Annotated in this window: 29 protein-coding genes; 15 read left to right on the top strand and 14 right to left on the bottom strand. The window is 68.9% G+C overall.

Annotation, left to right across the window (positions count from 1 at the left end; genetic code table 11):
* Positions 1-95: 95 nt before the first annotated feature.
* Positions 96-1,388: a phenylacetate--CoA ligase PaaK gene (gene paaK / locus SM754_RS15650; RefSeq protein WP_323677180.1), complete on the bottom strand. Its 1,293-nt coding sequence runs from the start codon at positions 1,386-1,388 to the stop codon at positions 96-98.
* 194 nt (positions 1,389-1,582) lie between these two features.
* Here paaK and SM754_RS15645 point away from each other — a divergent pair, with 194 nt between their 5' ends.
* The 4 genes from SM754_RS15645 to SM754_RS15630 all read left to right on the top strand — a co-directional run bounded on the left by SM754_RS15645 (position 1,583) and on the right by SM754_RS15630 (position 6,405).
* On the top strand, positions 1,583-2,857 hold the full coding sequence (locus tag SM754_RS15645; protein WP_323677179.1) for an ABC transporter substrate-binding protein: 1,275 nt from the start codon (positions 1,583-1,585) through the stop codon (positions 2,855-2,857).
* Positions 2,857-4,857 carry an ABC transporter permease gene (locus SM754_RS15640; RefSeq protein ID WP_323677178.1) on the top strand — a complete coding sequence of 667 codons (2,001 nt, stop codon included), beginning with the start codon at positions 2,857-2,859 and terminating at the stop codon, positions 4,855-4,857. The genes SM754_RS15645 and SM754_RS15640 overlap by 1 nt, the downstream gene beginning before the upstream one ends.
* Complete coding sequence (locus SM754_RS15635) at positions 4,857-5,615, top strand: ABC transporter ATP-binding protein (RefSeq protein WP_323677177.1); 759 nt, start codon at positions 4,857-4,859, stop codon at positions 5,613-5,615. The genes SM754_RS15640 and SM754_RS15635 overlap by 1 nt, the downstream gene beginning before the upstream one ends.
* Before the next feature lie 76 nt (positions 5,616-5,691).
* On the top strand, positions 5,692-6,405 hold the full coding sequence (locus tag SM754_RS15630) for an ABC transporter ATP-binding protein (RefSeq protein WP_501993805.1): 714 nt from the start codon (positions 5,692-5,694) through the stop codon (positions 6,403-6,405).
* Positions 6,406-6,440: 35 nt separating this feature from the next.
* On the opposite strand, the gene SM754_RS15625 is transcribed toward SM754_RS15630, so the two are convergent.
* From SM754_RS15625 to SM754_RS15615, 3 genes are all read right to left on the bottom strand, one after another.
* Positions 6,441-7,286, bottom strand: coding sequence for an aldo/keto reductase (locus SM754_RS15625; RefSeq protein ID WP_323677175.1), 846 nt, complete (start codon positions 7,284-7,286; stop codon positions 6,441-6,443).
* A 78-nt stretch (positions 7,287-7,364) separates the two neighbouring features.
* On the bottom strand, positions 7,365-7,850 hold the full coding sequence (locus SM754_RS15620; RefSeq protein ID WP_323677174.1) for a VOC family protein: 486 nt from the start codon (positions 7,848-7,850) through the stop codon (positions 7,365-7,367).
* A complete protein-coding gene (locus tag SM754_RS15615; RefSeq protein WP_323677173.1) occupies positions 7,847-9,370 on the bottom strand; it encodes a DUF3179 domain-containing (seleno)protein in 1,524 nt (507 codons plus the stop codon). The genes SM754_RS15620 and SM754_RS15615 overlap by 4 nt, the downstream gene beginning before the upstream one ends.
* Before the next feature lie 71 nt (positions 9,371-9,441).
* On the opposite strand from SM754_RS15615, the gene SM754_RS15610 reads away from it, so the two are divergent.
* From SM754_RS15610 to SM754_RS15590, 5 genes are all read left to right on the top strand, one after another.
* Positions 9,442-10,803, top strand: coding sequence for a phenylacetate--CoA ligase family protein (locus SM754_RS15610; RefSeq protein ID WP_323677172.1), 1,362 nt, complete (start codon positions 9,442-9,444; stop codon positions 10,801-10,803).
* 166 nt (positions 10,804-10,969) lie between these two features.
* Positions 10,970-11,137, top strand: a complete 168-nt coding sequence (locus tag SM754_RS15605) for a hypothetical protein (protein ID WP_323677171.1) — start codon at positions 10,970-10,972, stop codon at positions 11,135-11,137.
* Between the two features lie 78 nt (positions 11,138-11,215).
* On the top strand, positions 11,216-11,947 hold the full coding sequence (locus tag SM754_RS15600) for an EthD domain-containing protein (RefSeq protein ID WP_323677170.1): 732 nt from the start codon (positions 11,216-11,218) through the stop codon (positions 11,945-11,947).
* Entirely contained in the window at positions 11,947-12,564 is a 618-nt protein-coding gene (locus SM754_RS15595; RefSeq protein WP_323677169.1) for an HD domain-containing protein, read from the top strand. Before SM754_RS15600 ends, SM754_RS15595 begins: the two co-directional genes overlap by 1 nt.
* A 77-nt stretch (positions 12,565-12,641) precedes the next feature.
* A complete protein-coding gene (locus SM754_RS15590) occupies positions 12,642-12,785 on the top strand; it encodes a rubrerythrin-like domain-containing protein (protein WP_501993801.1) in 144 nt (47 codons plus the stop codon).
* 197 nt (positions 12,786-12,982) lie between these two features.
* Here SM754_RS15590 and SM754_RS15585 read toward each other — a convergent pair whose 3' ends face one another.
* The gene (locus SM754_RS15585; protein WP_323677167.1) at positions 12,983-13,345 is read right to left on the bottom strand and encodes a hypothetical protein; all 363 of its coding nucleotides are present in this window, start codon (positions 13,343-13,345) and stop codon (positions 12,983-12,985) included.
* A gap of 226 nt (positions 13,346-13,571) precedes the next feature.
* Entirely contained in the window at positions 13,572-14,870 is a 1,299-nt protein-coding gene (locus SM754_RS15580; protein ID WP_323677166.1) for a response regulator, read from the bottom strand.
* Between the two features lie 63 nt (positions 14,871-14,933).
* On the opposite strand from SM754_RS15580, the gene SM754_RS15575 reads away from it, so the two are divergent.
* Entirely contained in the window at positions 14,934-16,472 is a 1,539-nt protein-coding gene (locus SM754_RS15575) for a sodium:solute symporter family protein (protein ID WP_323677165.1), read from the top strand.
* Positions 16,473-16,490: 18 nt separating this feature from the next.
* On the opposite strand, the gene SM754_RS15570 is transcribed toward SM754_RS15575, so the two are convergent.
* Positions 16,491-17,462 (bottom strand): NAD-dependent epimerase/dehydratase family protein, encoded by a 972-nt coding sequence (locus SM754_RS15570; RefSeq protein WP_323677164.1) that lies wholly within the window; start codon positions 17,460-17,462, stop codon positions 16,491-16,493.
* 98 nt (positions 17,463-17,560) lie between these two features.
* Here SM754_RS15570 and SM754_RS15565 point away from each other — a divergent pair, with 98 nt between their 5' ends.
* Both SM754_RS15565 and SM754_RS15560 read left to right on the top strand, forming a co-directional pair.
* Complete coding sequence (locus SM754_RS15565) at positions 17,561-17,851, top strand: hypothetical protein (RefSeq protein WP_323677163.1); 291 nt, start codon at positions 17,561-17,563, stop codon at positions 17,849-17,851.
* Between the two features lie 86 nt (positions 17,852-17,937).
* Complete coding sequence (locus tag SM754_RS15560; protein ID WP_323677162.1) at positions 17,938-18,759, top strand: class I SAM-dependent methyltransferase; 822 nt, start codon at positions 17,938-17,940, stop codon at positions 18,757-18,759.
* A 59-nt stretch (positions 18,760-18,818) separates the two neighbouring features.
* Here the strand turns inward: SM754_RS15560 and SM754_RS15555 are convergent, their stop codons facing one another.
* Genes SM754_RS15555 through SM754_RS15545 form a run of 3 tightly spaced genes read right to left on the bottom strand, consistent with a single transcriptional unit; the run spans position 18,819 to position 21,223 of the window.
* Complete coding sequence (locus SM754_RS15555; protein WP_323677161.1) at positions 18,819-19,163, bottom strand: hypothetical protein; 345 nt, start codon at positions 19,161-19,163, stop codon at positions 18,819-18,821.
* A 3-nt stretch (positions 19,164-19,166) separates the two neighbouring features.
* Positions 19,167-20,867 carry a thiamine pyrophosphate-binding protein gene (locus SM754_RS15550; RefSeq protein WP_323677160.1) on the bottom strand — a complete coding sequence of 567 codons (1,701 nt, stop codon included), beginning with the start codon at positions 20,865-20,867 and terminating at the stop codon, positions 19,167-19,169.
* Positions 20,864-21,223: an EthD family reductase gene (locus tag SM754_RS15545; protein WP_501993804.1), complete on the bottom strand. Its 360-nt coding sequence runs from the start codon at positions 21,221-21,223 to the stop codon at positions 20,864-20,866. Before SM754_RS15545 ends, SM754_RS15550 begins: the two co-directional genes overlap by 4 nt.
* Positions 21,224-21,419: 196 nt before the next feature.
* Here SM754_RS15545 and SM754_RS15540 point away from each other — a divergent pair, with 196 nt between their 5' ends.
* Positions 21,420-22,958, top strand: a complete 1,539-nt coding sequence (locus SM754_RS15540) for a phosphoenolpyruvate carboxykinase (ATP) (protein WP_323677158.1) — start codon at positions 21,420-21,422, stop codon at positions 22,956-22,958.
* A gap of 87 nt (positions 22,959-23,045) precedes the next feature.
* On the opposite strand, the gene SM754_RS15535 is transcribed toward SM754_RS15540, so the two are convergent.
* Positions 23,046-23,240, bottom strand: a complete 195-nt coding sequence (locus SM754_RS15535; RefSeq protein WP_323677157.1) for a hypothetical protein — start codon at positions 23,238-23,240, stop codon at positions 23,046-23,048.
* Positions 23,241-23,476: 236 nt separating this feature from the next.
* On the opposite strand from SM754_RS15535, the gene SM754_RS15530 reads away from it, so the two are divergent.
* Together SM754_RS15530 and cutA are read left to right on the top strand one after the other, a co-directional pair.
* Positions 23,477-23,653, top strand: a complete 177-nt coding sequence (locus tag SM754_RS15530; protein ID WP_323677156.1) for an HEWD family protein — start codon at positions 23,477-23,479, stop codon at positions 23,651-23,653.
* A 46-nt stretch (positions 23,654-23,699) separates the two neighbouring features.
* A complete protein-coding gene (cutA, locus tag SM754_RS15525; RefSeq protein WP_323677224.1) occupies positions 23,700-24,032 on the top strand; it encodes a divalent-cation tolerance protein CutA in 333 nt (110 codons plus the stop codon).
* A 48-nt stretch (positions 24,033-24,080) separates the two neighbouring features.
* Here cutA and SM754_RS15520 read toward each other — a convergent pair whose 3' ends face one another.
* From SM754_RS15520 to SM754_RS15510, 3 genes are all read right to left on the bottom strand, one after another.
* On the bottom strand, positions 24,081-24,266 hold the full coding sequence (locus SM754_RS15520) for a hypothetical protein (RefSeq protein WP_323677155.1): 186 nt from the start codon (positions 24,264-24,266) through the stop codon (positions 24,081-24,083).
* Between the two features lie 232 nt (positions 24,267-24,498).
* On the bottom strand, positions 24,499-25,086 hold the full coding sequence (locus tag SM754_RS15515; protein WP_323677154.1) for a hypothetical protein: 588 nt from the start codon (positions 25,084-25,086) through the stop codon (positions 24,499-24,501).
* A gap of 247 nt (positions 25,087-25,333) precedes the next feature.
* Positions 25,334-26,071 carry a metal-dependent hydrolase gene (locus tag SM754_RS15510; RefSeq protein ID WP_323677153.1) on the bottom strand — a complete coding sequence of 246 codons (738 nt, stop codon included), beginning with the start codon at positions 26,069-26,071 and terminating at the stop codon, positions 25,334-25,336.
* Between the last annotated feature and the right edge of the window lie 95 nt (positions 26,072-26,166).

The following is a 26,166-nucleotide window of genomic DNA, read 5'->3' as shown; positions in this document are numbered from 1 at the left end:
CGACGCCCGAAGGCGTTACGGGGCGAACGAGGACGGAGGCTGACTACTCGTCCCGATGTCCCCGTGAGCGATAGCGAACGGGGGCGGAGATGAGTTCACTCATCTCTGTGGTCGTAGACGCGCTTCACCTTCCCGACCTCGGTGCGGTCGATGACGCCGGGGCCGACGACCTCGACCTCGTCGGGTTTGACGTCCAGCACCTCCTTGAGTCGCGCTTCGATGTCGTCCTCGAGGGCCTCGTGGCTGTCGTCGTAGTCGTGTGCGTGCTCGACGGTGAGTTCGAGCGTGTCGAGGTTCCCCTCGCGGTAGAGGTCGATGCGGTAGTGCGGTGCGACGTCGGCGATGTCGACCATGACCTCCTCGATCTGGCTCGGGTAGACGTTGACGCCGCGGACGATGAGGAGGTCGTCCGCGCGCCCGGTGACGTTGTCCATGCGGACCATCGTGCGCCCGCAGTCACAGGTATCGTAGTTGAGGCGGGTCATGTCGCCGGTCCGGTACCGGATCATCGGGAACGCTTGCTTCGTGAGGCTCGTGACGACGAGTTCGCCCTCCTCGCCCTCGGGGAGGACCTCGCCGGTCTCAGGGTCGACGACCTCCGGGTAGAAGTGGTCCTCCCAGAGATGCAGGCCGTCCTGGGCGTGCTCGCACTCGATGGAGACGCCGGGACCGATGATCTCGCTGAGGCCGTAGACGTCGATGGCGGTGACGCCGAGGGCCGCCTCGATCTCGTCGCGCATCGGGTCGGTGAACGGTTCCGCGCCGATGATGACGCGCTCCAGGTCGAGCTCGGAGAGGTCGATACCCATGTCCTCGGCGCGCTCTTCGAGGTAGAGGCAGTACGAGGGCGTGCAGGAGAGCACGTCCGAACCCATGTCCTGGAGCATGTCGATCTGGCGGGTGGTGTTCCCGCCGCCGGTCGGGATGACGCACGCGCCGAGTTCCTCCACGCCGTCGTGGAACCCGAGGCCGCCCGTGAAGAGCCCGTACCCGTACCCGTTCTGGACGATGTCGCCCTCGCGGACGCCGGCGGCGTACAGCGACCGCGCCATGACCTCGTGCCAGACGCCGAGGTCGTCCTCGGTGTACGCGACGATTTTCGGCTTGCCCGTGGTCCCGGAGGACGCGTGGATCCGCCGCAGGTCCTCGTGGGGGACTGCGAAGAGCCCGTCGGGGTAGTTGTCGCGGATGTCCTCCTTGGTGGTGAACGGGAGCGCGGAGAGGTCGTCGATGTCGTCGACGTCCGCGGGCGCGACGCCGGCGTCCTCGAAGTGGTCGCGGTACCACGGCACGTTCTCGTAGACGCGCTCGACCGTCTCCCGGAGGCGTTCGGTCTGGAGCTCGTGGAGCTCGTCCCGACTGGCGGTCTCGACCTCGTTGTAGACCATGTGTGAAACGATATCGCCCGCCAGTATATAGGTTCAGGCCGCGGCAGGTACTCGTCCCCGTCACGTCTCCCGACCGCGTCCCGCCGACGGTCGTCGTCAATCTTGCCGGTGAATCACCTGCGGTCGCCCTGTTTCGAAGAAAAGTTCGTGATATAAACGACTACGCTTTAGAGGACTCCCGACGCAGACAGCATGTGGCAGACAATACCATTCGAACGGATGGTGGCACGGAACGGCGAGCATCCAGGGGCCGCGTCGACAGACGCGACGTCCTGAAGGCCGCTGGCGTCGCTGGCGTCGCCGGGCTCTCCGGGTGCCTCTCGAACATCGGCGGCAGCGGTGGCGGCACCGTCACCTACGGCGTCGTCAGCCCGATCTCGGGGAGCTACTCGTCGCTCGGTCCGTTCCAGCGCCACGGCGCGGAGCTCGCCATCCAGCACCTGAACGAGAGCGACGACTTCGGCTACGAGATAGAGGGCGTCTACGGCGACACCGAGACCGGGGCGTCGACCGCGACGCAGGCCGCGTCCCAGCTCGTCGAACAGGACGGCGCGGACTTCGTCATGGGCGCGATCTCCAGTCAGGTCGGGCTCGCGCTCAACTCGTTCGCTCAGGAGAACGAGGTGATCTATAACCCGGGCGCGGCAGCGATCCCCATCACCGGCGAGAGCTGTAACGAGTACGTGTTCCGCTCCGAGACGAACACCGCCCAGATCGCCGAGGGCGCTGCGGTGTGGGCGCTCGAGAACCTCGGGTCCGACGTCTGGTTCCACATCGCGGACTACGCGTACGGGCAGTCGGTGCTCCGAGAGTGGCGGTCGCGCATGAAGTCCGCGGACGCGGAGTTCAACGAGGTCGGCGTGTCGCGCGCCGAACTCGGCGCACAGAACTACGAGTCCTACATCTCCCAGATCCAGAGCTCGGACGCGGACGTGCTCGTCGTCGGCTCCACCGGCGGGGACTTCGTGCGGTTCGGGAACCAGGCGGCGAGCGCGGGCCTCGGCGACGACGTCGAGATCATCACGACCACCGCGTCGTTCCAGTCCCTCCGCGCCGGCCTCGGCACCGCCGGCTACGGGATCTACAGCGGCGTCCGGTACAACGCGAGCCTCGAGACCGGATGGAACCAGCAGTTCGTCGACGCGTACACGAGCGAGTACCCCGACGACGGTGCACCCGGGAACTTCGCGCGCGTCGGCTACGACTCCATCCGCATGACCGCGATGGGCATCCAGGAGGCCGATTCGACCGACCCGACGGAGGTCAAGGACGCCCTCGCCGGACTGGAGACGAACAGCGTCCTCGGCACGAACCGGTATCGCGAGTGCGACCAGCAAGCGATGAACCCCGTGTGGGTCGGACAGAACGTCGAACCGGACTCGGGTGAGGTCGCGGACGTCGAACTCATCGAGAAGTTCAGCGGAGAGGACGCAATCCCCTCCTGCGAATCGACGAACTGTTCCCTATAATGGTCACGGGAGGCGCGCTGCTGACGCAGCTCCTGAACGGCCTGAGCGTCGGGATGGTGTACGTCCTGCTCGCCGCGGGGTTGTCCATCATCTTCGGCGTGATGGACGTCATCAACTTCGCGCACGGCGAGTTCTACGCGCTCGGCGCGTACCTCGCGGTCGGCATAGCGGGTGCTATCGGTGGTGCGTCGGGCGGCTTCTGGATCGCGCTCGTCGTCGCACCGCTCATCGTGGGCGTCGTCGGTGGCCTCACCGAGCGCATCACGATCCGTCCGCTGTACGGCCGGAACCCGCTCTACCACATCCTGTTGACGTTCGGGCTCGTGCTCGTCATCGCCGACGCGATCGAACTCATCTGGGGGACGCAACCGCAGAACTTCGCGAAACCCGCGCTGCTCGCGGGCCCGGTCACGATCGCGGGCTTCCAGTACTCGCTGTACAACTACTTCGTCATCGTCGCGGGCGGCGTCCTCGCGCTCGGGACGTGGCTGGCGCTGACGGAGACTCGCGTCGGTATCATCATCCGCGGCGGCGCGCAGGACCGCGGGATGGTGCGCGCGCTCGGTATCGACATCGACCGGTACTACACGCTCGTGTTCGCGTTCGGTTGCATGCTCGCCGCGGTCGCGGGCATCGTCCTCGGCGCGAAGCAGGAGGTCGCGCTCGGCATGGGGAACTCGATCATCATCCCGGCGTTCGTCGTCGTCGTCCTCGGCGGACTCGGGAGCTTCCGCGGGGCGGTCGCGGGCGGGCTCGGAATCGGGATCGTGCAGACGCTCACGCAGACGTACGTCCCGGCGCTCACGGGCGTCGTCGTCTACCTCCTCATGGTCGGCATCCTCCTCGTCAAACCGCAGGGGCTGTTCGGGAACCCCGAATGGCAGAACCAGGGCGGCGAGGAGGGCGACCTGTTGACCGGCGGTGGCGACGGCGTCCTCGACACGACGACGCGACGGTACCTCGCCGTCGGGCTCGTCGGCGTCCTCGCGCTCGTGCCGCTCGGCATCGGCGTCGTCTACTCCAGTTACATCCCGAACTCGCTCGTCCTGAACATCCTCGTCTGGGCGTTGTTCGCGCTCAGTCTCGACTTCGTGATGGGGTACGCCGGGCTCGTGTCGCTCGGGCACGTCCTCTTCTACGGCGTCGGCGCGTACGCGACCGTGATGATGTCGCTGTACGTCACCCAGGTCTTCTGGGTCGGGTTGCTCGCGGGCATCGTGCTCTCGCTCGCCGTGGCGTGGTTCGTCGGCTACCTCTCCATCCGCGTCTCCGGCGTGTACTTCGCGATGATCACGCTCGGGTTCGCGCAACTGGCGTACAACGCCGTGACGAAGTTCGACGCGACCGGCGGCAGCGACGGACTCTACACGGGCTACGACCCGACGTACGGCATCGGCATCGGCGAGGTCGGGCAGGTGAGCCTGTTCGGCGACGTCGAGCTGTTCTACTACGTCGTCCTCGCGCTCGTCGTCGGCTCGTACCTAGTCGCGCGCCAGATGATGCGCGCGCCGTTCGGGAGCGTCCTGCAGGCGATCCGCGAGAGCGAGGACCGCGCGGAGTTCCTCGGGTACGACACGGTCGCGTACAAGCGCCGTGCGTTCATGGTGTCCGGTGGGCTCGCCGGGCTCGCGGGCGGGCTCGCGACCGTGAACAGCTTCGGCGTCGGCCCGTCGTTCCTGTTCTGGTTGAAGTCCGGCGAGGTCATCGTCATGACCCTGCTCGGTGGTATGGGGACGCTGTACGGGCCGATGCTCGGCGCCGGCGCGTTCCTCGGCCTGAAGGAGGTGCTCCTGACGTTCGGCGAGTCCACGCCCGGACTCGCCGGGGAACTGCTCTCGCAGTGGGAGGGCATCCTCGGCCTCATCTTCGTCGTGTTCGTCATCTACGTCCCCGAAGGGCTCGTGTCGCTCCCGGAGACGCTCCGCGCGCGATTCGGCGCGGGCGGTGGCGGCGGCGGCGAATCCGTCACCGAGTCGACCGACCCGGAGGTGGGCGACTGATGGCCATCCTCGAGACGCACGACCTGACGCGGCGGTTCGACGAGCTCGTCGCGGTCGACCACGTGAACCTCTCGGTCGAGGCCGGCGAGTTCCGGAGCGTAATCGGCCCGAACGGTGCCGGGAAGACGACGCTGTTCAACACCATCACGGGCGCGCTCCGTGCGAGCGACGGCCAGGTGGTGTTCGACGGCGAGGACGTCACGGACCTCCCGAGCTACGAGCGCGTGCGTCGCGGCATCGGCCGGTCGTTCCAGATAACGAACGTCTTCGGCGGGTTGACCGTCCTGGAGAACGTCCGGCTCGCCGCGCAATCGATCCCGAGTCGACGGATGAGCGCGGGCGCGCAGTTGTTCCGCGACAAGACCCGGTTCGAGGACGTCACGGAGCACGCCCAGCGCGTGCTCGAGGACGTCGGACTCGGCGAGAAGGCGGCGACGCGCGCCTCGACGCTCGCGTACGGCGACCAGCGCCGACTCGAGATCGGACTGGTGCTCGCGACCGACCCCGAGGTCGTCCTGCTCGACGAACCGACCGCGGGGATGGGCGTCGAGGAGACGGCGGCGACGATGGACCTCGTCGACGACGTCCTCGCGGACCAGACGCTGCTGCTCATCGAGCACGACATCGACCTCGTGATGGACGTCTCCGACCGCATCACCGTCCTCAACCGCGGGAGCGTGGTGACGACGGGGACGCCCGAGGAGGTCGCGAGCAACGAAGAGGTGCAGGCGGCGTACCTCGGAGGGAGTCACGCATGAATGGACCGCAACCGCGAGCGAACGAGGTGACGGGAGTCGACCACGACAACCACGAGCGAGGTGTCGAGCGATGAGCATGCTGGAACTCGACGACGTCCAGTCGGGGTACGGCGAGACGCGCGTCCTCGAAGGCATCGACGCGCACGTCGACGAGGGCGAGATCGTCGCGCTCGTCGGCCGGAACGGCGTCGGGAAGACCACGACCCTCCGGACGGTCCTCGGGTCGGTCGAACCGTGGGACGGCACCGTCACGTACCGCGGTGAGGACGTCACGGACCTCGGCCCGGTGGAGACCGTGCGTCGCGGCATCGGTCTCGTTCCCGAGGAACGGCGCATCTTCCCGGGGCTCTCCGTCGAGGAGAACCTGGAGCTCGCGAGCTACGGCGGTGCCGACACCGAGAACCGCCGTGACCTCGCGTGGGTGTACGACACGTTCGAGAACCTGGGCGAACGCCGCGAGAACCGCGGGAGCGACCTCTCGGGCGGCGAGCAACAGATGCTCTCGATCGCTCGCGCGCTCGTCTCCGGCGCCGACCTCCTGATGCTCGACGAACCCACGGAGGGGCTCGCGCCGATGATCGTCGACCGCGTGATGGAGGTCGTCGAGGAGGTCCGCGACGCCGGCATCACCGTCCTGCTCGTCGAGCAGAACGTCCGCGTCGCGCTCGACCTCGCCGACCGCGTGTACGTCCTCGCGCACGGCCAGATCGTTCACGAGGCCACGCCAGCGGACCTGCGCGCGGACGAGGAGACCGTCGAACGCTACCTCGGCGTCTCCTTCGCGGACTGACCGCGAGCGCGCGACCGCGCTTCGCACCGGCCTCCTCACTCGGCGATGCCGAAGACGTCGCGCGTCCAGTCGCGCTCGCGGTCGTCGTAGACGGCGTGGTCGCGGTCGAGCGCGTCGATGCGCTCGCGGTCCTCGGGGTCGAGTTCGAAGTCGAGGACGTCGTGGTTCTCGCGGACGTGTTCGGGCGAACTCGATTTCGGGAGGACGACGACGTCGTCCTCGATCGCCCACCGGAGGGCGACCTGCGCGGGCGTCTTCTCGTGTTTCGCGGCGATATCGACGAGCGCGTCGTCGTCGAGGAACTCGCCGCGGGCGAGCGGTGCCGCGGCCTCGACGGCGACGTCGCGCTCGCGGCAGAAGTCGACGAGTTGCGGGCGCTGGAGCCACGGGTGGTACTCGATCTGGTTCACGGCGATGGGGACGTCCGAGACGTGCAGGGCGACCCCGAGCTGGTAGGTGTCGAAGTTCGACACGCCGACGTTCCGGACGAGCCCGCGGTCGTGCAGGGTCGCCATGGCGTCGAGCGTCTCCCGCATCGAGATGGCGGGGTTCGGCCAGTGAATCAGGTACAGGTCGAGGGCGTCGACGCCGAGCGCGTCGAGCGTGCGCTCGCAGGCGTCGATGACGCTCTCGTACGCGAGGTGCTTCGGGAGGACCTTCGAGGTGAGGAAGACGTCGTCGCGGTCGACGTCGCTCGCGGCGAGCGCGTCACCGAGCGCGTCCTCGTTCGCGTAGCCTTCCGCGGTGTCGACGTGGTCGTAGCCGGCGTCGAGCGCCGCGTGGACGGGGTCGCGGACGGCGGCGCCTTCGAGCTTGTACGTGCCCATCCCGACGAGTGGGAGTGCGTCGCCGCTCGGGAGCGTCACGGACGGTGTCGTCATGTCGAGGCGGTCGCTCGCGGCGCACCTAACGGTTCGCGTCGCGGCGAGCGCGACGACGCCCAGGGGTTCGCCGGGCGGTCAGTCCTCGTCCGCGAACGCGTCGCGGACGGGCATCCCGTTCACGTACGTGTCGGGACTGTCGTACTTGTCGGCGTACCCGTCGCGGTACCGCATGAACTGGAAGAGGACGCCCGTCGGGTTCGCGGGCGACAGGAACGCCTCCTCGTAGGTGTCGTACTGCGCGCGGTCGACGACGGTGATGTCGTTCGCCTCGCAGGCGTCGACGACCGCGTCCATGTCCGCGACCTCGAACGTGACGTGGTGGAGGCCGGGACCGTGCCGGTCGAGGAACTCGCGGATGAAGTTGTCGTCGTCGAGCGGCGTGACGAGTTCGAGCCGGCTGGCGTCCCCGAGGACGTACCCGGCCCAGCGGAACCCGTCGTCGGGGCCGGTGTCGTCGACGTACTTGTGCGCGCCGAGCACCTGGAGGACGCTCTCGGCGGCGTCGAAGTCCGCGACCGCGATACCGGTGTGCTCCACGCGGATGGGGGTGCCGTGAGTCATCGCTCCGGTGCCTCCTCGTCGCTCCCGGTGGTTCCGGGCGAGTCGGTTCCGGCGACGTGGACGGTCTCGTAGTGCGGGCGGAACGCGAGCCAGAGGCCGTGCCGCCCGGAGACGCGGTCCCTCGGTGACCCCTCGTCGTCTGCGGGGACGAGCGCGTCGTGGGTCGGCCGCCAGCGGCGGCCGTCGCCGTCGACGAGGACCGCGCCGTCGTCCGCGGCGTCGGCCCGTTCCAGGGAGCCGCCGGGGGCGTCGTAGACCGCGACGTCGCCGTCGAACGGGAGCGCGACCACGGCGCGGCCGTCTATCTCGTCCGCGACCGGCCACGCGTCGCGGACGCGCTCGACGACGAACGCGTGCAGGCCGTCGTCGCTCTCGACGCCGTAGACGGCGGTGCGGTCGTCGAGCGCGCTCTCCTCGGCGCGGACGCCGGGATGGAAGACGTCGTCGTTCTCCCAGTAGTGGCGCTTCACGAACCCGTCGTAGTCGCGGTAGAACTCGTAGTCGAGGTCGTAGCCGGTGTCCCTAGAGACGACCGCCGAGTCGGGGTGGTCGTCGCGCCACTCGCCCCACGTCGTCTGCGTGACCGGGCGGAACTCCAGCGCGACGTCGGGTTCGTTCGGGTCGCAGTGGCGAGCGTAGTCGGGGCCAGCGATGGGCGTTCCGGTCTGCTGGTTCCAGAGCGTGAGGGTCTCCTCGTCGTACATGAGCTTGTTCCCGTTCCAGAGGCAGCCGGTCGAGGCGAACTGGCGGGGGGCGTCGACGCTTCCGTTCTCGACCGTGGCGTCGTAGAGGATCGGCGAGTTACACATCGTGCAGTAGGTGAGTGCGAGCGGGTCGTCGCCGACGTCGAGGTTCGCGAACTCGTGGGGGAAGAGGAGGTAGCGCGGGACGGCGTACGCGGCGTCGTCGGCGCGGAACCCGTAGACGAGGTCGTCGTCCGCCAGGTGCGCGTCGTCGGTCGTCCAGTCCGGGAAGTTCAGCGGATGGAGGACGGTCGGGTCGGTGCTCCCCCAGCGGACGCCGTCGAAGTCGGGGTGCTTCGGCTCGACGTCGAGGAGGTGCCCGACGGTCGGGTGGTACGTGCGGTAGAAGCGGACCTTCCAGTCGACGTAGCCGTCGAGCGTGTCGGGGTCGGTCTGCGTGTACCAGGACTCCCACTGGAGCCAGGCGACGCCGGGCTGGTCGAACTCCGGGGGAGCGACCGCGCAGAGTGCGTCGAGGACGCCCGGGAACCGCGTCTCCGGGTGCTGGAACGCGTACGGTGGGTCGCGGCCCCTGAACACCTCGGGGAATCCCAGGTTCTCCCAGTCGCTCGCGACCGCTTGGAGGGCGGCGGCGTCGACGAGGTGCGCGACGACGCGCTCGTCGCCGACCGCGGCGAGTTCGGCGAGTGCGCGCTCGTGGCGGTCGGCGTCCTGCACGAGGAGGTCGTCGACGAGTCCCTGGAGGACGGTCGCGTCCGTGCGGTCGCCGTCGTCGGCCCTTCGCTCGTCGTCGACGGTCGATGGGTCTGTCGGCATGCGTCGGGGTTCTCCGTGCGAGAGGTTAACGGTTGGCGTCCAAGCCGCGGTGCGCGTCGACTGCAACACGGGTGGGTTCCTGCCGCCGACAGCGGTCGCGGGCAACGCTTTTCGTCTTCGCCGACGCGCGTGTAGCTATGACGTACCACGACGTGGAGGCCGTCTCGCGCGAACGCCTCCGCGACCGCCAGCGCGAACACCTCCGGCGAGCGGCCGAACGCGCCACGAGCGTCGAGCTGTACCGCGAGCGCTTCGCCGACGCCGGACTCGAACCCGGTGACCTCGCGCACGCGACCCTCCCCGACCTCCCGTTCACCACGAAAGCGGACTTCCGCGACAACTACCCCGACGGCCTGTTCGCAGTTCCGCGCGAGGACCTCCGGCGCGTCCACGCCTCCTCGGGGACCACGGGCAAGCCGAAGCTCGTCGCGTACACCGCGGGCGACCTCGAGAAGTGGCGTGCGCTCGGCGCCCGCTCGCTGTACGCTGCGGGCCTCCGACCGGGCGACGTCGTCCAGAACGCGTGCGGGTACGGCCTCTTCACGGGCGGTCTCGGCTGGCACGACGCGGTCGAGGAACTCGGCGCGTGCGTCGTCCCCGCCGGCGGCGGGAACACGAGCCGCCAGGCCGACCTCGTCCGGGACCTCGGCGTCTCCGGGTTCGTCTGCATGCCGAGCTACGCGCTCTACCTCGCCGACCACGTCCGCGACCGCGGCGGCGACCCGCGCGACCTCCCCATCACGCACGTCCCCGTCGGCGCCGAAGCCTCGACCGCGGCGATGCGCGAGGAGATAGCGGACGCGTTCGACGCCGTCGTCACGGAGAACTACGGCCTCACCGAGCTCTACGGGCCCGGCGTCGCCACCGAATGCGCCGAAGCCACCGACGGCATGCACGTCTGGGAGGACCACTACCTCGTCGAGGTCGTCGACCCCGACACCGGCGAGCGCGTCCCCGACGGCGACCGCGGCGAACTCGTCCTCACCGGGCTCCAGAAGGAAGCCGTCCCCGTCCTCCGCTACCGGACCGGGGACGTCGTCGAACGCACCACCGACCGCTGCGAGTGCGGCCGAACCCACTCGCGCATCCGGGTCGTCGGGCGGAGCGACGACCTCCTCGTCGTCCGCGGCGTCAACGTCTACCCGACGGAGATAGAGCACGTCCTCCTCGAGTTCGACGCGCTCGCCCCCCAGTACCGCATCGACGTCTACCGACAGCAGCGCCTCGACACCATCGAGGTGACCGTCGAGGTGGACCCCGACCACGACGTCGCCGCCCCCACCCGGAACGACCTCGCGAGCGACGTCACCGACCGGCTCGCCGACGCCCTCGGCCTCACGCCCGACGAGGTCGACGTCGTCCCGCCCGACACCATCGACCGCACCGAGGTCGGGAAGGTCAAACGCGTCCACGACCACCGCGGCGGGCACTGAACGCGGTCCGCAGCGACGCGGACGGCGGTTCGTCCCGAGGAGCGCTGCATCCGCACGGAAACCACCAGCCGGCGACCCCGCGTACCGCCCTCAAGGGCGGTCTCGGGCCGCGAACGACCGAAACCGTGCCCGTTATCCATGGCCCTCCCCGAGGGAACGTGTGAATATGCCTGAATCAGCTCCCGTGGCCGGCCCAGTCCTCACGAGCGAGGGCTACCACATCACGGTCGACGACGGCCGTGACTCGTTCTACGCGATCTCCATCGAGGAAGCCGACGAGGACGACGCCTGGATCATGTCCGACACCGTCTACACGCTCGACGAGATGCGATAACGCCCCACGGACCGTCGCGGGAGCACGCCGCGACGGTTCCCCCCATTTTATCGGCTCGCCGGGCGTCGACTCGAACGTATGTTCAAGCACGTCGCCTGTCTCGTCCGGAAGGACGACATGACTCACGAGGAGTTCACCGACTACTGGAAGAACCAGCATTCGCCGCTCGCGAAGGACATCGAGGGCGTCGTCCGCTACCACACGGTGTACCCGAACGACCCCGAGAACAGCGAGTTCGACGGGCTCGCTGAGCTGTACTTCGAGACGCTCGACGACCTCCACGAGGCCCTCGGGAGCGAAGGCAGTCGCGACTACGACCCGACCCGCGAGGTCGCCGCGGCGGCCCGCGAGGACGTGAACAACTTCCTCGCGGTGAACGAGCGACCGCGCTTCATCGGCGAGGAGAAGGTCTGGAAGGACGAGGTCGACGGCGACACGGACGGCCTCTACAAGCACTCGGCGTTCCTCGTCCGCAAGGACGGGATGACCCACGACGAGTTCCGCGACTACTGGGAGAACAACCACAGTCCGCTCGCGAAGGACATCGAGGGCGTCGTCCGCTACCAGACCGTGTACCCGACGGACCCGGAGAACGCCGAGTTCGACGGCGTTGCCGAACTGTACTTCGAGACGCTCGACGACCTCCACGAGGCCCTCGGGAGCGAAGGCTCCCGCGACTACGACCCGACCCGCGAGGTCGCCGCGGCGGCCCGCGAGGACGTGAACAACTTCCTCGCGGTCGAGAAGCGCCCGCGGTTCATCGGCCGAGAGGTCGTCCAGAAGGACGAGGTCGACGCCGAGGGGTACTGATGGGCGACGACGACGCCACCGACGCGCCGGACTACGAGGCGCAGGTCCGGGACGCGTACCCGGAGCTCGCGGAGATCGGTGACGACGCGCTCCGCGAGCAGGTCGTCGAGGCGTGGACGCTCGGGCTGGAACGCGGCGGCTGGCAGGACATCGCGGACATCCCGTACGCGTGGAACATCCACGAGGTGTCGAACGTCGAGCACGTCCGCGGCGTCACGAAGGTCGCGCTGGAGTCGGCGCACGTCCAGCGGGAGTTCCACGGGGCGGACGTCGACGTCGACGTCGTCGTCGCGGCGTGCCTGCTGCACGACGTCGGGAAGTGCTACGAGTACGTCGACCACGTCGACGCCGAACTGCTCGTCGACCCGGACCGCGAGCACTACGCGACCGAGGCGGTCCCGCACTCCATCTCGGGGTACGCGCTCGCGCACGAGGTCGGGGCGCCCATCAGCGTGCAGCGCGCCATCCCGCACTTCCTCGGCGAGGTCCCGACGCGGACGCTTGAGGCCGAGCTCGTGAAGTCCGCGAACTCGGCGTCCTCGAACGCCATCACGGACGCCGCGATGGGTATCACGCTGAAGGAGTGGGTCGACGAGTACAGCCAGACACAGGACTAGCGCGGGCGGTCGGCTGGCGGGTCCCTTCGGGCGTTCTCGGTGGTCTCGTTGCGAGACTCGATACCCCCACAACCCTTATGACGGGACGCGTCGATTGTTACCACATGACGCAGGTGATGTCTCGGTACGAGTGCACAGCGTGCGGCCGCCAGACACCGCACGTCGAACGAACCTGCAGCAAGTGCGGCGGCGACATGGAGAACGCCGCCATCCCGCGCTAGCCGCGACGGCCACGTACAGTCACCGTGACCCCGGTGGGTGGCGGTCGAACGCCCTGCGCCTTCTGCGAACCGACGACGACCAGCGAGCACTCGCGCACCGCCGGACCAGCCCCGAGGTCAGCGTTTTTGCGCCCGCACCGCGGCGAGCACGAGGACGCCGGCGGCGAGGGCGCCACCGCCGAGCGCGTCGACGTCGTTCAGTTCATGTCCCGGAGGATTATCTCGCCGGTTCCACCGTTCACCTCAATGGAGACGACGTACGTCCCCGTCGCCGGGACGTCGAACCGCTCGTGTCCGCTGCTCGCGGACGTCGCCACGACCTCCTCGCCCGTGTCGGACCGATGAACGTATCCGGTGACGGTCGCGACGCCGTCGTCGTCCTCCTTGTTCACCTCGAGTCGCATGTTGTTCCCTTCCTCCAGGTCGACCGTCCACTCCTTGGTCGGCGTCGTCGCCGTGATCCGATTCTCGTGGAGCACGGCTTCCCCCTGCAGACAGCCCGCCACCGCCGTCGACGCCACGACACCCGCCAGTGCACCGAGGTACCTCCGTCTCTCCATGGTCAACGGTCCAGTTTTCAGATAATAAATATTTCCCCGCTGGTGAAATCGGGTCTGTGTGACCCGGTCGACGACGGAACCCGAGCCACAGCCATTCCGTAGCTATGACTCGTGAGTCTGGGCCGGGCATCTACGACGTTACCCCGGTGTCCGTCCACGGGCGACCGTTCGGCCGGTTACACCCCTCTCCCTCCCGATTCTCGCGTGGTCGACCACACCGTCGGAATCAGCCGTCGCCGACGCCGTGGAACGCGTACGTCCGTCCGCCCTCGGCCGTCCTCGACACGTGGACGTCCCACCCGAGGAGTTCCGCGGCGCGACCGACAGCCGGCGGATTCGGTGGATGCTCGAACCCCGCCGGCGCGGAGCTCGGCCGGAACGCGACCTCGAAGCCGTCCTCGGTGACGTCGAGCGTCGCGGTCGGCGCCACGCCCGTCTCGCCCCAGACGTCCCAGAGCGAGCGGAACAGCTGCTCGACTGCGGTCTGGCTCCCGACGACGAGACGGGACGTCTCGACGGTGAGGTCGACGTCCGAGTCGGACGCCGACAGCGCGCTCCGGCAGGCGCTCGCGAGGTCGACGCTCGCTCGGTCGGCCGCCTCGCCGCCGTCGTCGGGCTTCCCGAGCACCTCCAGAGCCGCGACGATGGAATCTCGAACCGCGTCGCCATCGCGTCCGCCGTCGGAGAGCTCCGCGAGCGCGTGCTCCAGTCGAACCCGGAGCTCGGTCCGCGTCGCCGCGTCCACCGACGCCTCGGCCCGACGACGGGTCGAGAGCGGTTGGACGAGCCCCAGCACCGCCGGGCCGTCGTCGTAGGTCACGCGACTCCCGTTCACCTCGACGTCGAAGCGCTCGCCGTCCTTGTGCTGGCCCGTGATGACGTAGTGGACGCTTTCGACGTCGCCGGCTTCGCGGGACGCCAGGGCACGGCGCACGCGGTCCTCGTCCGACGGCGCGACGACGGTTTCGATGGATGCTCCCGTGAGTTCCGCCGTTTCGTACCCGAAGATGTCCGCGAACTTCGGGTTCACGTACTCGAACACGCCGTCCTGCGAGAGCCCGATGCCGACCATCGACTGCTCGACGAGTCGACGATACCGTTCCTCGGTGAGCTCGTACTCGCGGTTCGCGCGATACCGTTCGACGTACTTCCGGATGCGGTTCGCGAGCAACTCGTAGTGCTCGCTCCCCGAGCCCTTCTGGAGGTAGTCCGTCACGCCAGCGGAGATGGCGTCGCTCGCGATCTCCTCGCTCCCCTTCCCGGTGTAGAGGATGAACGGCAGGTCCGGGTACTCCTCGCGGATCGCCTTCAAGACCTCCAGTCCGTTCATCCGGGGCATGTCGTAGTCGCAGACGACGCAGTCGATGTCCCCGTCGTCGAGTCGCTCGAGAGCTTCGGTCGGTCGCTGGAGCGTCGAAACCGAGAACTGGTGGTCGACGCGTTCCATCATCGCCTCCAGCAGCGAGAGGAGGGCCTCGTCGTCGTCGACGTGGAGGACCGTCACCTCCTCACGACCGAGTGTCATGAACCCGTTTTCGGGCCCAAACGGTTTATGTCGTTTGGACTCAGTTATGAACTGTTCTCTCGTATGCCGAGGGATTCTCCCTCCGATGGCGACGGGCCGACGGGCGCGGCCAATGGGTCGACGGGCGCGGATGACGGGTCGGCGGACGCAGGCGACCGGTCACCCGACGTAGCGGCGGACGGCGGGCCGTCGAACCGCCCGTCCGTCTCCGGGGACGTGAAGCGGTTCTTCGTCGGGGACCGCGACGTCGGCGCGTCCGTCGGCGCTGCGTCGCTCGCGGCCACCCAGATGAGCGCGGGGACGCTCGTCGGCACCGTCGGCATCCACTACGCGGTCGGCGTCAGCTTCCTCGCCATCTGGCCGGGCATCTGGCTCGGGTGGCTCGTCTCCATGTACCTCGTCGCCCCGCAGCTCCGGGCGTTCGCCGGCATGACGGTTCCGGACTTCGTCGCCGACCGGTTCGACGACGACGGCGCGAACGGAGCGCGGTCGCGAGCGCTCGTCGCCACCGCCATCGCCGTCGTCTACCTCGTCTACACCGCCGCCCAGTACGTCGCCGGCGCCGTCGTCCTCGAATCCGTCCTCGGCATCCCGCGCCTGTACGGCGCGCTCGCCATCGTCGCCGTCGCGCTCGCGTACACGTCCACGGGTGGGATTCGCGCCAGCATCGTCACCGACGCGCTCCAGATGGCGCTGATGGTGGTGGCGCTCGCGGTCGCCGTCGTCGTCGGCGTCCACCACGTCGGTGGCGTCGGCGAACTCCTCGACGGCGTCCGCACGGTCGACGCGACCCTCTTGGAGTGGGGGATGGCGCCGACGCGAATCCTCGGGTTCGCGCTCGCGTTCGGGCTCGGGATGACCGTCGCGCCCTACGAGGTCAGTCGCATCTACGCGATGCGGGACCCCGACACCGTCACGTCCGCGATCAGGCGCTCGATAGTCCTGCAGGCGTTCGTCGCCGGTTGCATCGCCGTCCTCGGACTCGTCGCACGCGTCGCGTTCCCCGAGCTCGCGAACCCCGACACCGCGGTCGCCGAACTCGCGATGTCCCTGTTCGGCCCGTTGGCGGGTGGACTGCTGTTGCTCGCCGTGCTCGCCGCAGTCCTGAGCACCATCGACTCGGTGCTACTCGTCTCCTCGTCGGCGCTCGCGTACGACCTCTACGCCGCCGTGTTCCGACCGACGGGCGGCTTCGACCGACTGGAGTCGGTCGACGACGTGCTGGTCGCCACACGTGCTGCGACGGCCCTCGCCGCGGTCGTCCCGCTCGCGTTCGTCGTCCGGCCGTCGCTCCTCGGCGGGCTCGTCCAGCTCATCGTCGCACTGTACGCTGCCCTGCTCGCCGGCGCACTGTTCGCGCCGATTCTCCTCGGACTCCACTGGGAGCGGACGACGACCGTGGGCGCGCTCGCGGGCGTCCTGACCGGACTGGGCGCGGTCGTCACCTGGCACGTCCTCGCCGACGCCACCGCCGTCCTCGGCCCCGTGCTCGCGACGGTCCCACCGGTCGTCGTCGGTGTGGCGACGAGTACGGCGACCGTCGTCCTCGCGTCCGCGCTCGAACACGCGGCCGAAACGGAGCCGACGACGGTCGACGTCTGACGTGGCGGTCCGACGAGGTCAGACGGGGTCGAGGCCGTTCTCCTGGCGGAGGACGTTGATGTAGTCGCGGAACCCGGTGTCGAGGTCGTACTCGGGGTCGTACCCGAGGTCCTCCTGCGCGGCGGTCATGTCGAGGCGCTGCGTCCACGGGAGTTCCCCGTCGTCGTTCACGGTGATGTCGGCGTCGGGCATGATGCCCTCGACGGTCTCGGCGGCCTCGCGGACGCTCGCGAGCTCGCCGCGGACGTTGTACACGCGCTGGGTGAGGTCGTCCTCGTCCGCGAACGCGCCGAGGCGGAACGCCTGCGCGATGTCGGCGACGTGCTGCCAGTCGATCTCCTCGGTGCCGTAGTCGACCTCGAACGGCTCGCCGAGCGCCGGCTTCTCGATGATGTTCGCGAGGAACGCGGAGCCACCGGTCTCGCGGTACGGGCCGTACGCGACCGTCGGGCGGAGCGCGACGTCGCTCACGCCGTACTCCTCGCGGTAGACGCGGGCCTGGTGCTCGTTGTACTCCTTCGTCGCGCCGTAGAGCGTGTCGGGGTACGTGAGGTCGTCCTCCGTGACCCACCAGTCGCCGCCGTCGTCGTAGTGCCGGGGCGGTGCGTAGATCGCCGCGCTCGACGCCCACGCGACGCGCTCGACCTGGTCGTCGAGCGTGCGCGCCGCCTCGAAGATGTTGCTCGTGCCCTCGACGTTCACGTTCATCGCGGCGCGCGGGTTCTCCTCCGCGGTGTTCGTCAGGAGCGCCGCGAGGTGGACGATGTGCGTCGTCCCGGTCTCCGCAACTGCGTTCACGACGTCCGTCGGGTCGGTGACGTCGCCGCGACGCGTCTCGACCTCGTCGGCCACGCCGACCTTCTCGAGGATGCGCTCGTCCGTCGACAGGTCGTACGCGACCACGTCGTGCCCGTGCTCGACGAGGTCCTTCGCGACGTACGACCCGATGAATCCCGTGCCACCGGTAACGAGGACTGTGTTGTCGCTCATCGACCGGTGGTTCACGCACTGGCACGAAAAAGGTTGCACACTCGGCGAACGCCGGGGCGGCACCGACGTTTACGTCGGCGCCGCGAGTACGTGGTCGCATGGTCGACTCGAACGCCGTTCAGGTGGGCGAGTTCGTCGAATCGCCAGCGGACGGACCCGCCCCGCGAGGCGTCTACCGCGTCGTCGGCACCCCCGATGACGCGCTCGTCTGCCTGCGCGTCACCGACGCCGACGGTCGCCGCGAGGTCACCGGCGAGGTGGTGCGCGTCGACGCCGCCGACGCGAACGCGCTCGACCCCGCGAGCGCACCGCGAACGACAGTCGTCGGCGCCTTCAAGAACCAGCTCGAAGGGCCGTACTGGATGGTCCGGTCGCTCCTGCCGTTCTGAGCAGTGCGATGACGCGTCGAACGTGCTTGCGTCACCGAATGCTTCACCGTCCCAGCCTTTATAGAAGTCTTCGGCGGAGGGCCTGCATGAGCGACCAGCCGCAGATCAGCGAGCACTACGACGCCATCGCCGACAAGTGGGACGAGATCGTCGACATGGGAGCGCGCGAGGACGTCCTCTGGTCGACGCTCGAATCGATGCTGCCGGACGTGGCGGGCGAGCGCATCCTCGACGCTGGCTGTGGGTCCGGCGTCTACTCCGAACGGCTCGTCGACGCGGGCGCGGACGTCGTCGGAGTCGACGTGAGCGAGAAGATGCTCGAGGAGGCGCGCGACCGAGTCCCCGATGCGGCGTTCAGACGCGACGACGTCACGGATTCGCTCGACTGGCTGGACGACGACAGCGTCGACGTCGTCCTCTGCCAGCACGTCCTCTCCCACGTCGAAGACCTGACTGCGGCCTACGAAGCGTTCTCGCGCGTCCTCGACGACGGCGGGACGCTCGTCGTCTCCACGCACAACCCCGCGTACGACTTCTGCGTCGTCCGGAACGAACACCAGCCCGAACCGAGCGACCCCGAAACGACGGTCCACTCGTACGCCGACCAGCCGACCTACGGCGACACGGAACGCTTCGACGTCGTCTACGGCGACGGCCCCAGCGCCAACCGAGGCACGTACTACCGGCGTCGTTCGAGGCCGTCGTTTCTCCGCTGCTCAACGCCGGGTTCGAACTCCGGGAGCTCGTCGAACCGACCGCCGACCGCGACGGCGGTGACGGGAACGCAGGCGAGGGGTATCCCGCAGGCTCCCTGTGCTTTCGGGCCGACTGCTAGCCGGAACGAGGGAGTTCCACCCAGTGCGAACGCTGCCCTGACAGGGACGAAATGGCGGTCATCGTCATCGTGAACCCGCCGTCGCCCGCGACCGCCTGATATCGCGCGTCGGTCGCTCGACGTGGTACCGAATCACGACCCGCTCGCGTACCGGGCGGCGTACCCGACGACGGACCCGGCGACGAACGGCCAGAACGCGAGGATGACGGACAGGACGCCGAACCAGGCGTGTGCGTCGGGTCTGAGGAGGACGCGTAGCTGTGCGGCGACGCCCCAGCCGGCGTAGTCCTGCGCGGCGGAGGCCGAGACGTAGCCGGTCGCACCGTCGTGTGCGGTCGCGGCGGCGAGCAGGAAGCCGCGGTCGGCGACGCCGAGCGCGAACGCGGCGACGAGGACGTCGAGGAGCGCCGACGTGTCGACCGACCGCCGGACGGAGTGGAGGGTCGCGTGGAGTCGCGAGGACCCGTCGCGAGCCACGCGTTACTCGTGCAGGCCACCGACCTCGTCGTAGAACGACGAGGCGAGCTGGTCGGCCATGTCCTCGTCGCGGTCGATGCGGACGTCGACGACCGTCGGCTTGCTCGCGCCCTTCGCGTTCTCGAGCGCGGGCACGAGGTCGTCCGGGTCGGTGACGCGGACGCCGCGGCCGCCCATCCCCTCGGCCATCTTGACGAAGTCGGTGTCGTGGAACTCGACGCCAGCGATGTCCTCGTCCATCTGGCGGACCATCCCGAGGCTCGTGTCGTTCAGGACGACGAACGTCGGCGCGACGTCGTGGTCGACCGCGGTCTCGACGGCGGTCATCGTCATCGTGAACCCGCCGTCGCCCGCGACCGCGATGGCGTCCTTCCCGAGGAGTGCGGCGGTGACCGCGGCGGGCTGAGCCCATCCCATGCCGCCGACGCCACCGGAGCCGTAGTACGACCCCGTCGAGTCGGTCTGAAGGTAGTTCAGCAGCCAGAACCGGTTGTTCCCGGAGTCCGCGGTGACGACCGTGTTCTCGTCGACGACGGACTCGATGGCCTTGCACGCCCGGTGGGGTTTGATGGGGACGGCGTCGCTCTCGCATTTCTCCACGGCGAAGTCGTCGCGCGCTTCCGCGGCGCGGTCGAGCGCCCAGTCGCCGTCGTCGCCGCTCTCGCCGTCGCCGGTCGCGGCGAGCGCGCGGAGCGTCTCCGCGGCGTCACCGATGAGGCCGACGTCCGCGGGGTACACCCAGCCGGCGTTCCGCGTGTCGATGTCCGCGTGGATGATGGTCTGCTCGTCCGGGCGGATGAACGACGCCGCCTGCCAGTTCGTGTCCATCGGGTTCATGCGGCAGCCGACGACGAGGAGCGTGTCGGCCTCCGAGACGACCTGGTTCGCGCCCTCGTGGCCGAACGACCCGATGACGCCCGCCGCGCGCTCGTCCGTCTCGGGGATGGTGGACTTCCCGAGATAGGAGGTCGCGACGACGGCATCGTACGCGTCCGCGACCGCCTCCAGTTCCGCGTACGCACCAGCGGCGTGGACGCCGTTCCCCGCGATTATCACGGGCCGGTCGGCGGCTTCGAGGTGCTCGACCGCGGTCGCGACGTCGCGGTCGGTCGGCTGGCTCTGCCAGTTCCGGACCTGGCGCTCGTCGTCCCACACCGACGGGGTCGCGTCCTCGGGGAACTCGTCGCTCACCGCGTCACCGTCGAGGATGACCGCGGTGGGACCGGGCCGGCCGGCGGTCGCGTGCTTGAACGCGAGCTGGACCGACCGGACCGTCTCCGTGCTCGTGCGCGGGAACCACCACTCCTTCGTCACGCCGTCGAGGATCTTCGGCAGCGACAGCCCGCCGTAGTCGCCGCGGGACTGCTGGTAGGGCGCGAGCGTCGAGTAGTCCCCGCGCTCGCTCGCTTCGGTGAGCGTCACGAGCGGCGACGACGCCAGTCGCGCCTCCATCTGCCCCATGTTCCCGAGACTCCCGATCCAGGGGCCCTGTCCGGCGAGTACGGCGGGCGTACTCGTCATCCGCCCGTACGCTTCGGCCATCTGGCTCGCCTCGCGCTCGTCGCGCGGCCGGACGACCGTGACGTCGCTGTCGCCGTGCGCGATGGTCTCGAACAGTTCGATGACGCGACCGCCCGGGTACCCGAAGACGTACTCGACGTCGAGCGCGTCCAGGGTCTCGACGACGCGTTCGGCCGTGTTCATGCCGCGTCGCCTCCGGAGTCGGCCGCCGCGTCCGAATCGCTTGCCGCCGCGTCGGCGGTCTCGTCGAACTGCACCGTCTCCTCGACGTACAGCGTCGGCCCTTCGTCGGGTTTCGCGAAGTGCTCGAGGTCCGCCTGGACCTCGCGGCCGACGTCCGACTCGAACGCCGCCTGCAGGTCGCCCATGTCCTCGAAGTACAGTTCGACGACGCCGTCGTACGCGCTGCGCTCGGGGTCAGTGGCGACGCTCGTCGCGTACTTCTTCGCGTGCGGCAGGTCCTCGGCGAGCGGGACGTGCTCCTCGTACCAGTACTCGACGAACTCCTCGTGGGTCAGGTCGTCCGCGCGGACGAGCATGTTCACCAGCTTAATCATGCGCTGACCCACGCGGAGCCGTGACTTACAGGTGACGGTCGCTGACGTCCTCCTCGCCCGATTCGGACCGTGGGAGGGCGTGGCGCGAATCCGTCGTCGATTCGGGCGCGAAGCCACCGCCTACTCGCCGAATACTTCCAGCATATTTATACAGCGTTACGCAATCTAATCAATCACGATGTCAGACATGGGGATACCTGCGACCGTCACACGACGGTCGGACCTACCGGACCCGCGGTCGGCGTCGAACGTGACGTACAACCCGTCGCTCGACGCGCTCCGCGAGGCCTCCTCCCACCTCGAGACGACGACGGAGTACGGCTCGCCGAGCTACGTGAGCGAGTACCGGTCGCGGAGCGCCGACCGGACGAAGACCACCGTCGACGACGAGTTCGCGGCCGAGGACTACCGCGTCGTCGCGGACGCCGTCGACCGCATCGGTGACGGCGAGTGGGTGTGCCTCGACCGCCGGATGGGTCGCCACGAGGACGCGTCGTCGGTCTGTCGGCTGTTCGTGCCCCGCGAGTACGGCCGGATCGCGCTCGCGTGGGCGAAGCTCTTCGAGCCCGTCGACACCGGGGGCGAGCCCGTCGAGCCGGACTACGTGACGGTGCAGGTGCCCGACGCCGACGAGGTCGCCATCCGCGTGCTCGCCGAGGAGGGCGTGACCGCGGTCGTCGGCAGCGACTACACGGGCGAGGCGAAGAAGAGCTTCCTCCGGCTGTTCATGCTCGAAGCCAAGCGGAAGGGAGGGCTCGGCCTGCACGCCGGCTCGAAGCGCGTGACCGTCCGCGACGACGCGGGCGACCTCCAGACGAAGGGACAGGTGTTCCTCGGGCTGTCCGCGACCGGGAAGTCGACGCTGACCGCGCACGGTCTCTGGCTCGACGAGGGCGACGGCGAGTCCGCGACGATGCTCCAGGACGACGTGTGCGCGCTCACGCCCGACGGCGAGGTCGCGGGTAGCGAAGGCGCCGGTCTCTACATCAAGACCATCGGGCTGGACCGCGACGAACAGGAGGCGCTGTACGACGCCGCGACCCACGAGTCCGCGGTCCTCGAGAACGTCGCGGTGGACGACGACGGCACCGTGCACTTCGACGAGGACCGGTACGGGACGAACTCGCGGGCGGTCGTCCAGCGCGAGCACCTCGACAGCGCCGCGGACGACGTCGACCTCGAGGGCGTCGACCAGGTGTTCTTCATCACCCGCAACCCGCTGATGCCGCCGGTCGCGAAGCTCGACGAGACCGAGGCCGCGGTCGCGTTCATGCTCGGCGAGTCCATCCAGACGAGCGCGGGCGACCCGGACGCCGCGGGCGAGGCGATCCGCGTCGTCGGCACGAACCCGTTCATCATGGGGAGCGAGGGCGAGGAGGGGAACCGGTTCCGCGAGCTCGTTCGCGACCTCGACGTCGAGTGCTACGTCCTCAACACGGGCTGCGTCGGGACGACCGAGGACCCGCAGGACGTCGGCGTCCGCGAGTCCGTCACCATCCTCCGCGAGCTCGCGCGCGGGAGCGTCGACTGGGAGCGCGACGACCGCACGGGCATGACCGTCCCCAGTCGCGTTCCCGGTATCGACGTTGACGAGTTCTGCGTTCCCGACCACGTCGACGACTACGACGCCGCGGCCGCCGAGTTGCGCGAGGAGCGCCGCGAGTACCTCGCCGGGTTCCCCGAGCTCGACGACGACGTCCTCGACGCCGTCTACTGAGCCGAAGGCGGACAGTTGCTCGCGCCCGGACAGACGGGCGGTTACTCGCGTTCGCGTTCGGACCGTTCCGGGCGTCGACGCGCTCGCTCAGTCGGTTCTCGCGTACCACGTCGCGCCGAGCGCGAGCGCGGCCGCGACGACGCCGATGACGACCGGGAGGGGGCCGTCGGCGAGGCCGTCGAAGCTCCAGTCGCCGAACGCGCCGCCGAGGACGGCGACGATGGCGACGAGCGCACCGACGACCCGCATCGTGCGGGAGTTCGACCGGCCTGCACCGGGCATCAGTGCGACACCTCCAGAGGGGACCAGTGACTGCCCATACGCAGAACGTGTCTCCGTTCCAACATCAGCGTTTCCCCGGTCGGCGACCGCACGACCCGCGACCCGTCGTCGGACGGCCACGCTCGGAACGAAACCGGCCGCGGCCGGAGCGTCGAACGGCCCGGACCGGCCGCGTCGCTCGACGAGATTCGCCGCGACGGTGAACGTTCAAGTTCACGCGGCGACGACGACGACGCATGGCCGACCTACGGAAACCCGACGAACGCGAGTGCGAGCGCTGCGGGCGACGCGAGGTATGGGACGACGACCACGACACGTGGCGCGTCCCCGACCGCGAGGACGCGAGCGCTGTCGGCGACGTTCACTGCGTGCACGAGTGGGACATCGACGGGTCGTTCCGCCCCATCGAGTAGCGATGCACGCGAGCGAACGTCCCGCCCGGCAGGTGCTCGCGTGACGATGCCGACCGCGTTCGTCACCGCACCGCCCGACGCCGCCGCCGACCTCGCGACCGCACTCGTCGAGGAGCGCCTCGCCGCGTGCGTGAACCAGTTGAAGTGCCGCTCCACGTACCGCTGGACCGACGCCGACGAGGGCGCCGCCGACGGCGCGGACGCCATCCAGCGCGACGACGAGGTGGTCCTGCTCGCGAAGACCACCGACGACCGCTACGACGACCTCGAAGCGCGCGTCGCGGAACTCCACCCCTACGACGTCCCGTGCATCGAGCGGTTCGACGAGAGCGGGCTGCTCGACGCCTACGGCGACTGGGTCGCGGACGCGACGAAGTGACGGCGTCTACGCTCACATTGGGAGGGTGAATCCTCGACATCGGGCAGTTCAGGCCCGGAGAGTCGGGACGAACGCGTACCCCGAAACAAGACACGTCATGATGAGCAGCGGGAATGCCAAGGGTTCATTATGAACGATAAGGGCAGCAGTAACCACTCCCAGCGCTACACCGACGATCGCAGTTCGAATCGCCCGGAGGTGCGAATTCAGCTCTGGAGACGGCTCTGTTTCCATACCGGAATCACTACAACTATCTGTTATAACTGTACTTGAGTCCGAACCCGAGGAGCGCCCCGATATCTAACGTTTTATTGACACACAATGCAGGCGGGGAATCTCTGGGTAGACCGGGACTCGTCGTCACCGGAACGCCGGTCCACGAGGAAGTTAGGTGCAGGACGGTCGACGTCGGTGGCGTCCTCGCCAGCAGTTCGACTGCGCCTCACGGGAACGCCGAAAGCGTCGCTCAGTTCGGAATGTTCGCGCCGACGCGGTCGGCGAGGTCGCCGGCCATCGCCTCGAACCGTCGCGGGACGTCGAACCGGGCGTCTGCGCGGAGGTCGTAGTCGAGGTCGGGGCGTTCGCCCTCCCAGGTCTGCTGGGGGAAGAGCTCGGGGAGTTCGTACTGGCCGAGCGCGCGGTCGGCGCGCTTGACGGCGCGGTACTGCTCGTCGCTGGGCGGGGCAACGTCGAACGCCGCCCAGACCGCGGCCTGGATGTCGTCCTCGATCTCGCGGTACCCCGGCAGGTGGCGTTTGAGGGGGCTGGGGACGTCCGTGACGTACGCCTCCGCGGCGTCGTGCAGGAGCCCGTAGAACTGGACCCGCTCGCTCTCGCCGGCGCGCTTCAGCTCCTCGGTCACGTGGATGGAGTGCAGGGCGACGCTGTAGAAGAACGCGGTCTGGCCCGCGCCGCGGCAGACGTTAGACAGCCCGTGCGCGAGGTCGGCGAGCGCGATCTGTTCGGGTGCCGGGTCCAGCGGCCGGAAGGACCGACCGGTGTGGGTGCTTATCGCTTCGTTCTGGGCCGCCGTATCGTCGACATGTAGTTCCATAGAGAATCACCGTTTTCACCTTCTCAATGGTCCCCAGTAATTAAGCGTTTCGTCGCCGGAGGGCTTCGCCACGCGCTCCCGTGGGGACGCGTTCTCGTGGGACTCCGTTGGCGTGAGAACGCGGTGGCGTGCCCCCGCGAGAGCCGGCCCGAGAGAGGTGGGTTCCGCGCGTCGACGAGGCCCGGGAACCGGTGCGACGTGGCGGTCGGTGGTCGGCGGTCGGTAGTCCGTGGTCGTGGGCTCGCGGTCAGTCCATGCGGTTCTCGCTGAGGTCGAACGTCTCGTCGCCCTCGAGGACGTGCACCTCGGCGTCGCTCCCGGTCGCCGTCACCTCCTTCGCGAAGTCCTGGGGGTCCTGCTCGATGGGCGGGAACGTGTCGTAGTGGATGGGGAGCGCGTGGTCGACGTCCAGCCAGTCGACCGCGACCGCGGCCTGCCACGGCCCCATCGTGAAGTGATCGCCGATCGGGACGGCGGCGACGTCCGGTTCGAGGAACGGCGCGATGACGTCGCGCATCTCCGTCATCAGTCCCGTGTCCCCGGCGTGATAGAACGCGACGGAGTCCTCGTCACTGACCTGTGTCGGCTTCGTGTCCGAGACGACGAACCCGGCGGGCATCCCGCCACTCGTCCCGTAGCCGGTCTCCATCCCGTTCGTGTGGTCCGCGCGATGCATCGTGACGTACGCGTCCCCGCACTCGACGGTCCCGCCGATGTTCATCCCCATGCCGCCGACGGCCTCGTAGTCGCCGAACTCGTCGCGGCAGTACTCGACGACCTCGGGCGTCGCGACGAGCGTCGCGCCCTCGTAGTGCCCGACGTGCCCGACGTGGTCGGCGTGCCCGTGTGTGAGGAGGACGTAGTCCGGCTCGAGGTCGGCCGGGTCCGTGTCGGTCTTCGGGTTGTCGAAGAACGGGTCGATGAGGAGGCTGGCCTCGCCGAGTTCGACGCCGAACGTGGAGTGACCGTACCAGGTGATTTCCATGGTCGTGCCGAGATACGCCTGCACGTTCCGTAAAGGTTCGCGACGAGGAATCAGCGCCGACCGATCGACCCCGTTCAGTCGGGCGATATACGGGG

Origin of the sequence: Halorubellus amylolyticus, from assembly GCF_034808145.1 — an archaeon.
GTDB lineage: Archaea > Halobacteriota > Halobacteria > Halobacteriales > Natrialbaceae > Halorubellus.
This window is presented reverse-complemented; position numbering and strand designations above follow the sequence as displayed.

What these genes read in the sequence shown, in the direction of transcription:
- paaK (WP_323677180.1), bottom strand. Translation starts at nt 1,388, where the DNA reads ATGGTCTACAACGAGGTCGAGACCGCCAGTCGGGACGAGCTCCACGAG.
- SM754_RS15640 (WP_323677178.1), top strand. Translation starts at nt 2,857, where the DNA reads ATGGTCACGGGAGGCGCGCTGCTGACGCAGCTCCTGAACGGCCTGAGC.
- SM754_RS15635 (WP_323677177.1), top strand. Translation starts at nt 4,857, where the DNA reads ATGGCCATCCTCGAGACGCACGACCTGACGCGGCGGTTCGACGAGCTC.
- SM754_RS15630 (WP_501993805.1), top strand. Translation starts at nt 5,692, where the DNA reads ATGCTGGAACTCGACGACGTCCAGTCGGGGTACGGCGAGACGCGCGTC.
- SM754_RS15625 (WP_323677175.1), bottom strand. Translation starts at nt 7,286, where the DNA reads ATGACGACACCGTCCGTGACGCTCCCGAGCGGCGACGCACTCCCACTC.
- SM754_RS15620 (WP_323677174.1), bottom strand. Translation starts at nt 7,850, where the DNA reads ATGACTCACGGCACCCCCATCCGCGTGGAGCACACCGGTATCGCGGTC.
- SM754_RS15615 (WP_323677173.1), bottom strand. Translation starts at nt 9,370, where the DNA reads ATGCCGACAGACCCATCGACCGTCGACGACGAGCGAAGGGCCGACGAC.
- SM754_RS15605 (WP_323677171.1), top strand. Translation starts at nt 10,970, where the DNA reads ATGCCTGAATCAGCTCCCGTGGCCGGCCCAGTCCTCACGAGCGAGGGC.
- SM754_RS15600 (WP_323677170.1), top strand. Translation starts at nt 11,216, where the DNA reads ATGTTCAAGCACGTCGCCTGTCTCGTCCGGAAGGACGACATGACTCAC.
- SM754_RS15595 (WP_323677169.1), top strand. Translation starts at nt 11,947, where the DNA reads ATGGGCGACGACGACGCCACCGACGCGCCGGACTACGAGGCGCAGGTC.
- SM754_RS15590 (WP_501993801.1), top strand. Translation starts at nt 12,642, where the DNA reads ATGACGGGACGCGTCGATTGTTACCACATGACGCAGGTGATGTCTCGG.
- SM754_RS15585 (WP_323677167.1), bottom strand. Translation starts at nt 13,345, where the DNA reads ATGGAGAGACGGAGGTACCTCGGTGCACTGGCGGGTGTCGTGGCGTCG.
- SM754_RS15580 (WP_323677166.1), bottom strand. Translation starts at nt 14,870, where the DNA reads ATGACACTCGGTCGTGAGGAGGTGACGGTCCTCCACGTCGACGACGAC.
- SM754_RS15575 (WP_323677165.1), top strand. Translation starts at nt 14,934, where the DNA reads ATGCCGAGGGATTCTCCCTCCGATGGCGACGGGCCGACGGGCGCGGCC.
- SM754_RS15570 (WP_323677164.1), bottom strand. Translation starts at nt 17,462, where the DNA reads ATGAGCGACAACACAGTCCTCGTTACCGGTGGCACGGGATTCATCGGG.
- SM754_RS15565 (WP_323677163.1), top strand. Translation starts at nt 17,561, where the DNA reads ATGGTCGACTCGAACGCCGTTCAGGTGGGCGAGTTCGTCGAATCGCCA.
- SM754_RS15560 (WP_323677162.1), top strand. Translation starts at nt 17,938, where the DNA reads ATGAGCGACCAGCCGCAGATCAGCGAGCACTACGACGCCATCGCCGAC.
- SM754_RS15550 (WP_323677160.1), bottom strand. Translation starts at nt 20,867, where the DNA reads ATGAACACGGCCGAACGCGTCGTCGAGACCCTGGACGCGCTCGACGTC.
- SM754_RS15545 (WP_501993804.1), bottom strand. Translation starts at nt 21,223, where the DNA reads ATGCTCGTCCGCGCGGACGACCTGACCCACGAGGAGTTCGTCGAGTAC.
- SM754_RS15540 (WP_323677158.1), top strand. Translation starts at nt 21,420, where the DNA reads ATGTCAGACATGGGGATACCTGCGACCGTCACACGACGGTCGGACCTA.
- SM754_RS15535 (WP_323677157.1), bottom strand. Translation starts at nt 23,240, where the DNA reads ATGCCCGGTGCAGGCCGGTCGAACTCCCGCACGATGCGGGTCGTCGGT.
- SM754_RS15530 (WP_323677156.1), top strand. Translation starts at nt 23,477, where the DNA reads ATGGCCGACCTACGGAAACCCGACGAACGCGAGTGCGAGCGCTGCGGG.
- cutA (WP_323677224.1), top strand. Translation starts at nt 23,700, where the DNA reads ATGCCGACCGCGTTCGTCACCGCACCGCCCGACGCCGCCGCCGACCTC.
- SM754_RS15520 (WP_323677155.1), bottom strand. Translation starts at nt 24,266, where the DNA reads ATGGAAACAGAGCCGTCTCCAGAGCTGAATTCGCACCTCCGGGCGATT.
- SM754_RS15515 (WP_323677154.1), bottom strand. Translation starts at nt 25,086, where the DNA reads ATGGAACTACATGTCGACGATACGGCGGCCCAGAACGAAGCGATAAGC.
- SM754_RS15510 (WP_323677153.1), bottom strand. Translation starts at nt 26,071, where the DNA reads ATGGAAATCACCTGGTACGGTCACTCCACGTTCGGCGTCGAACTCGGC.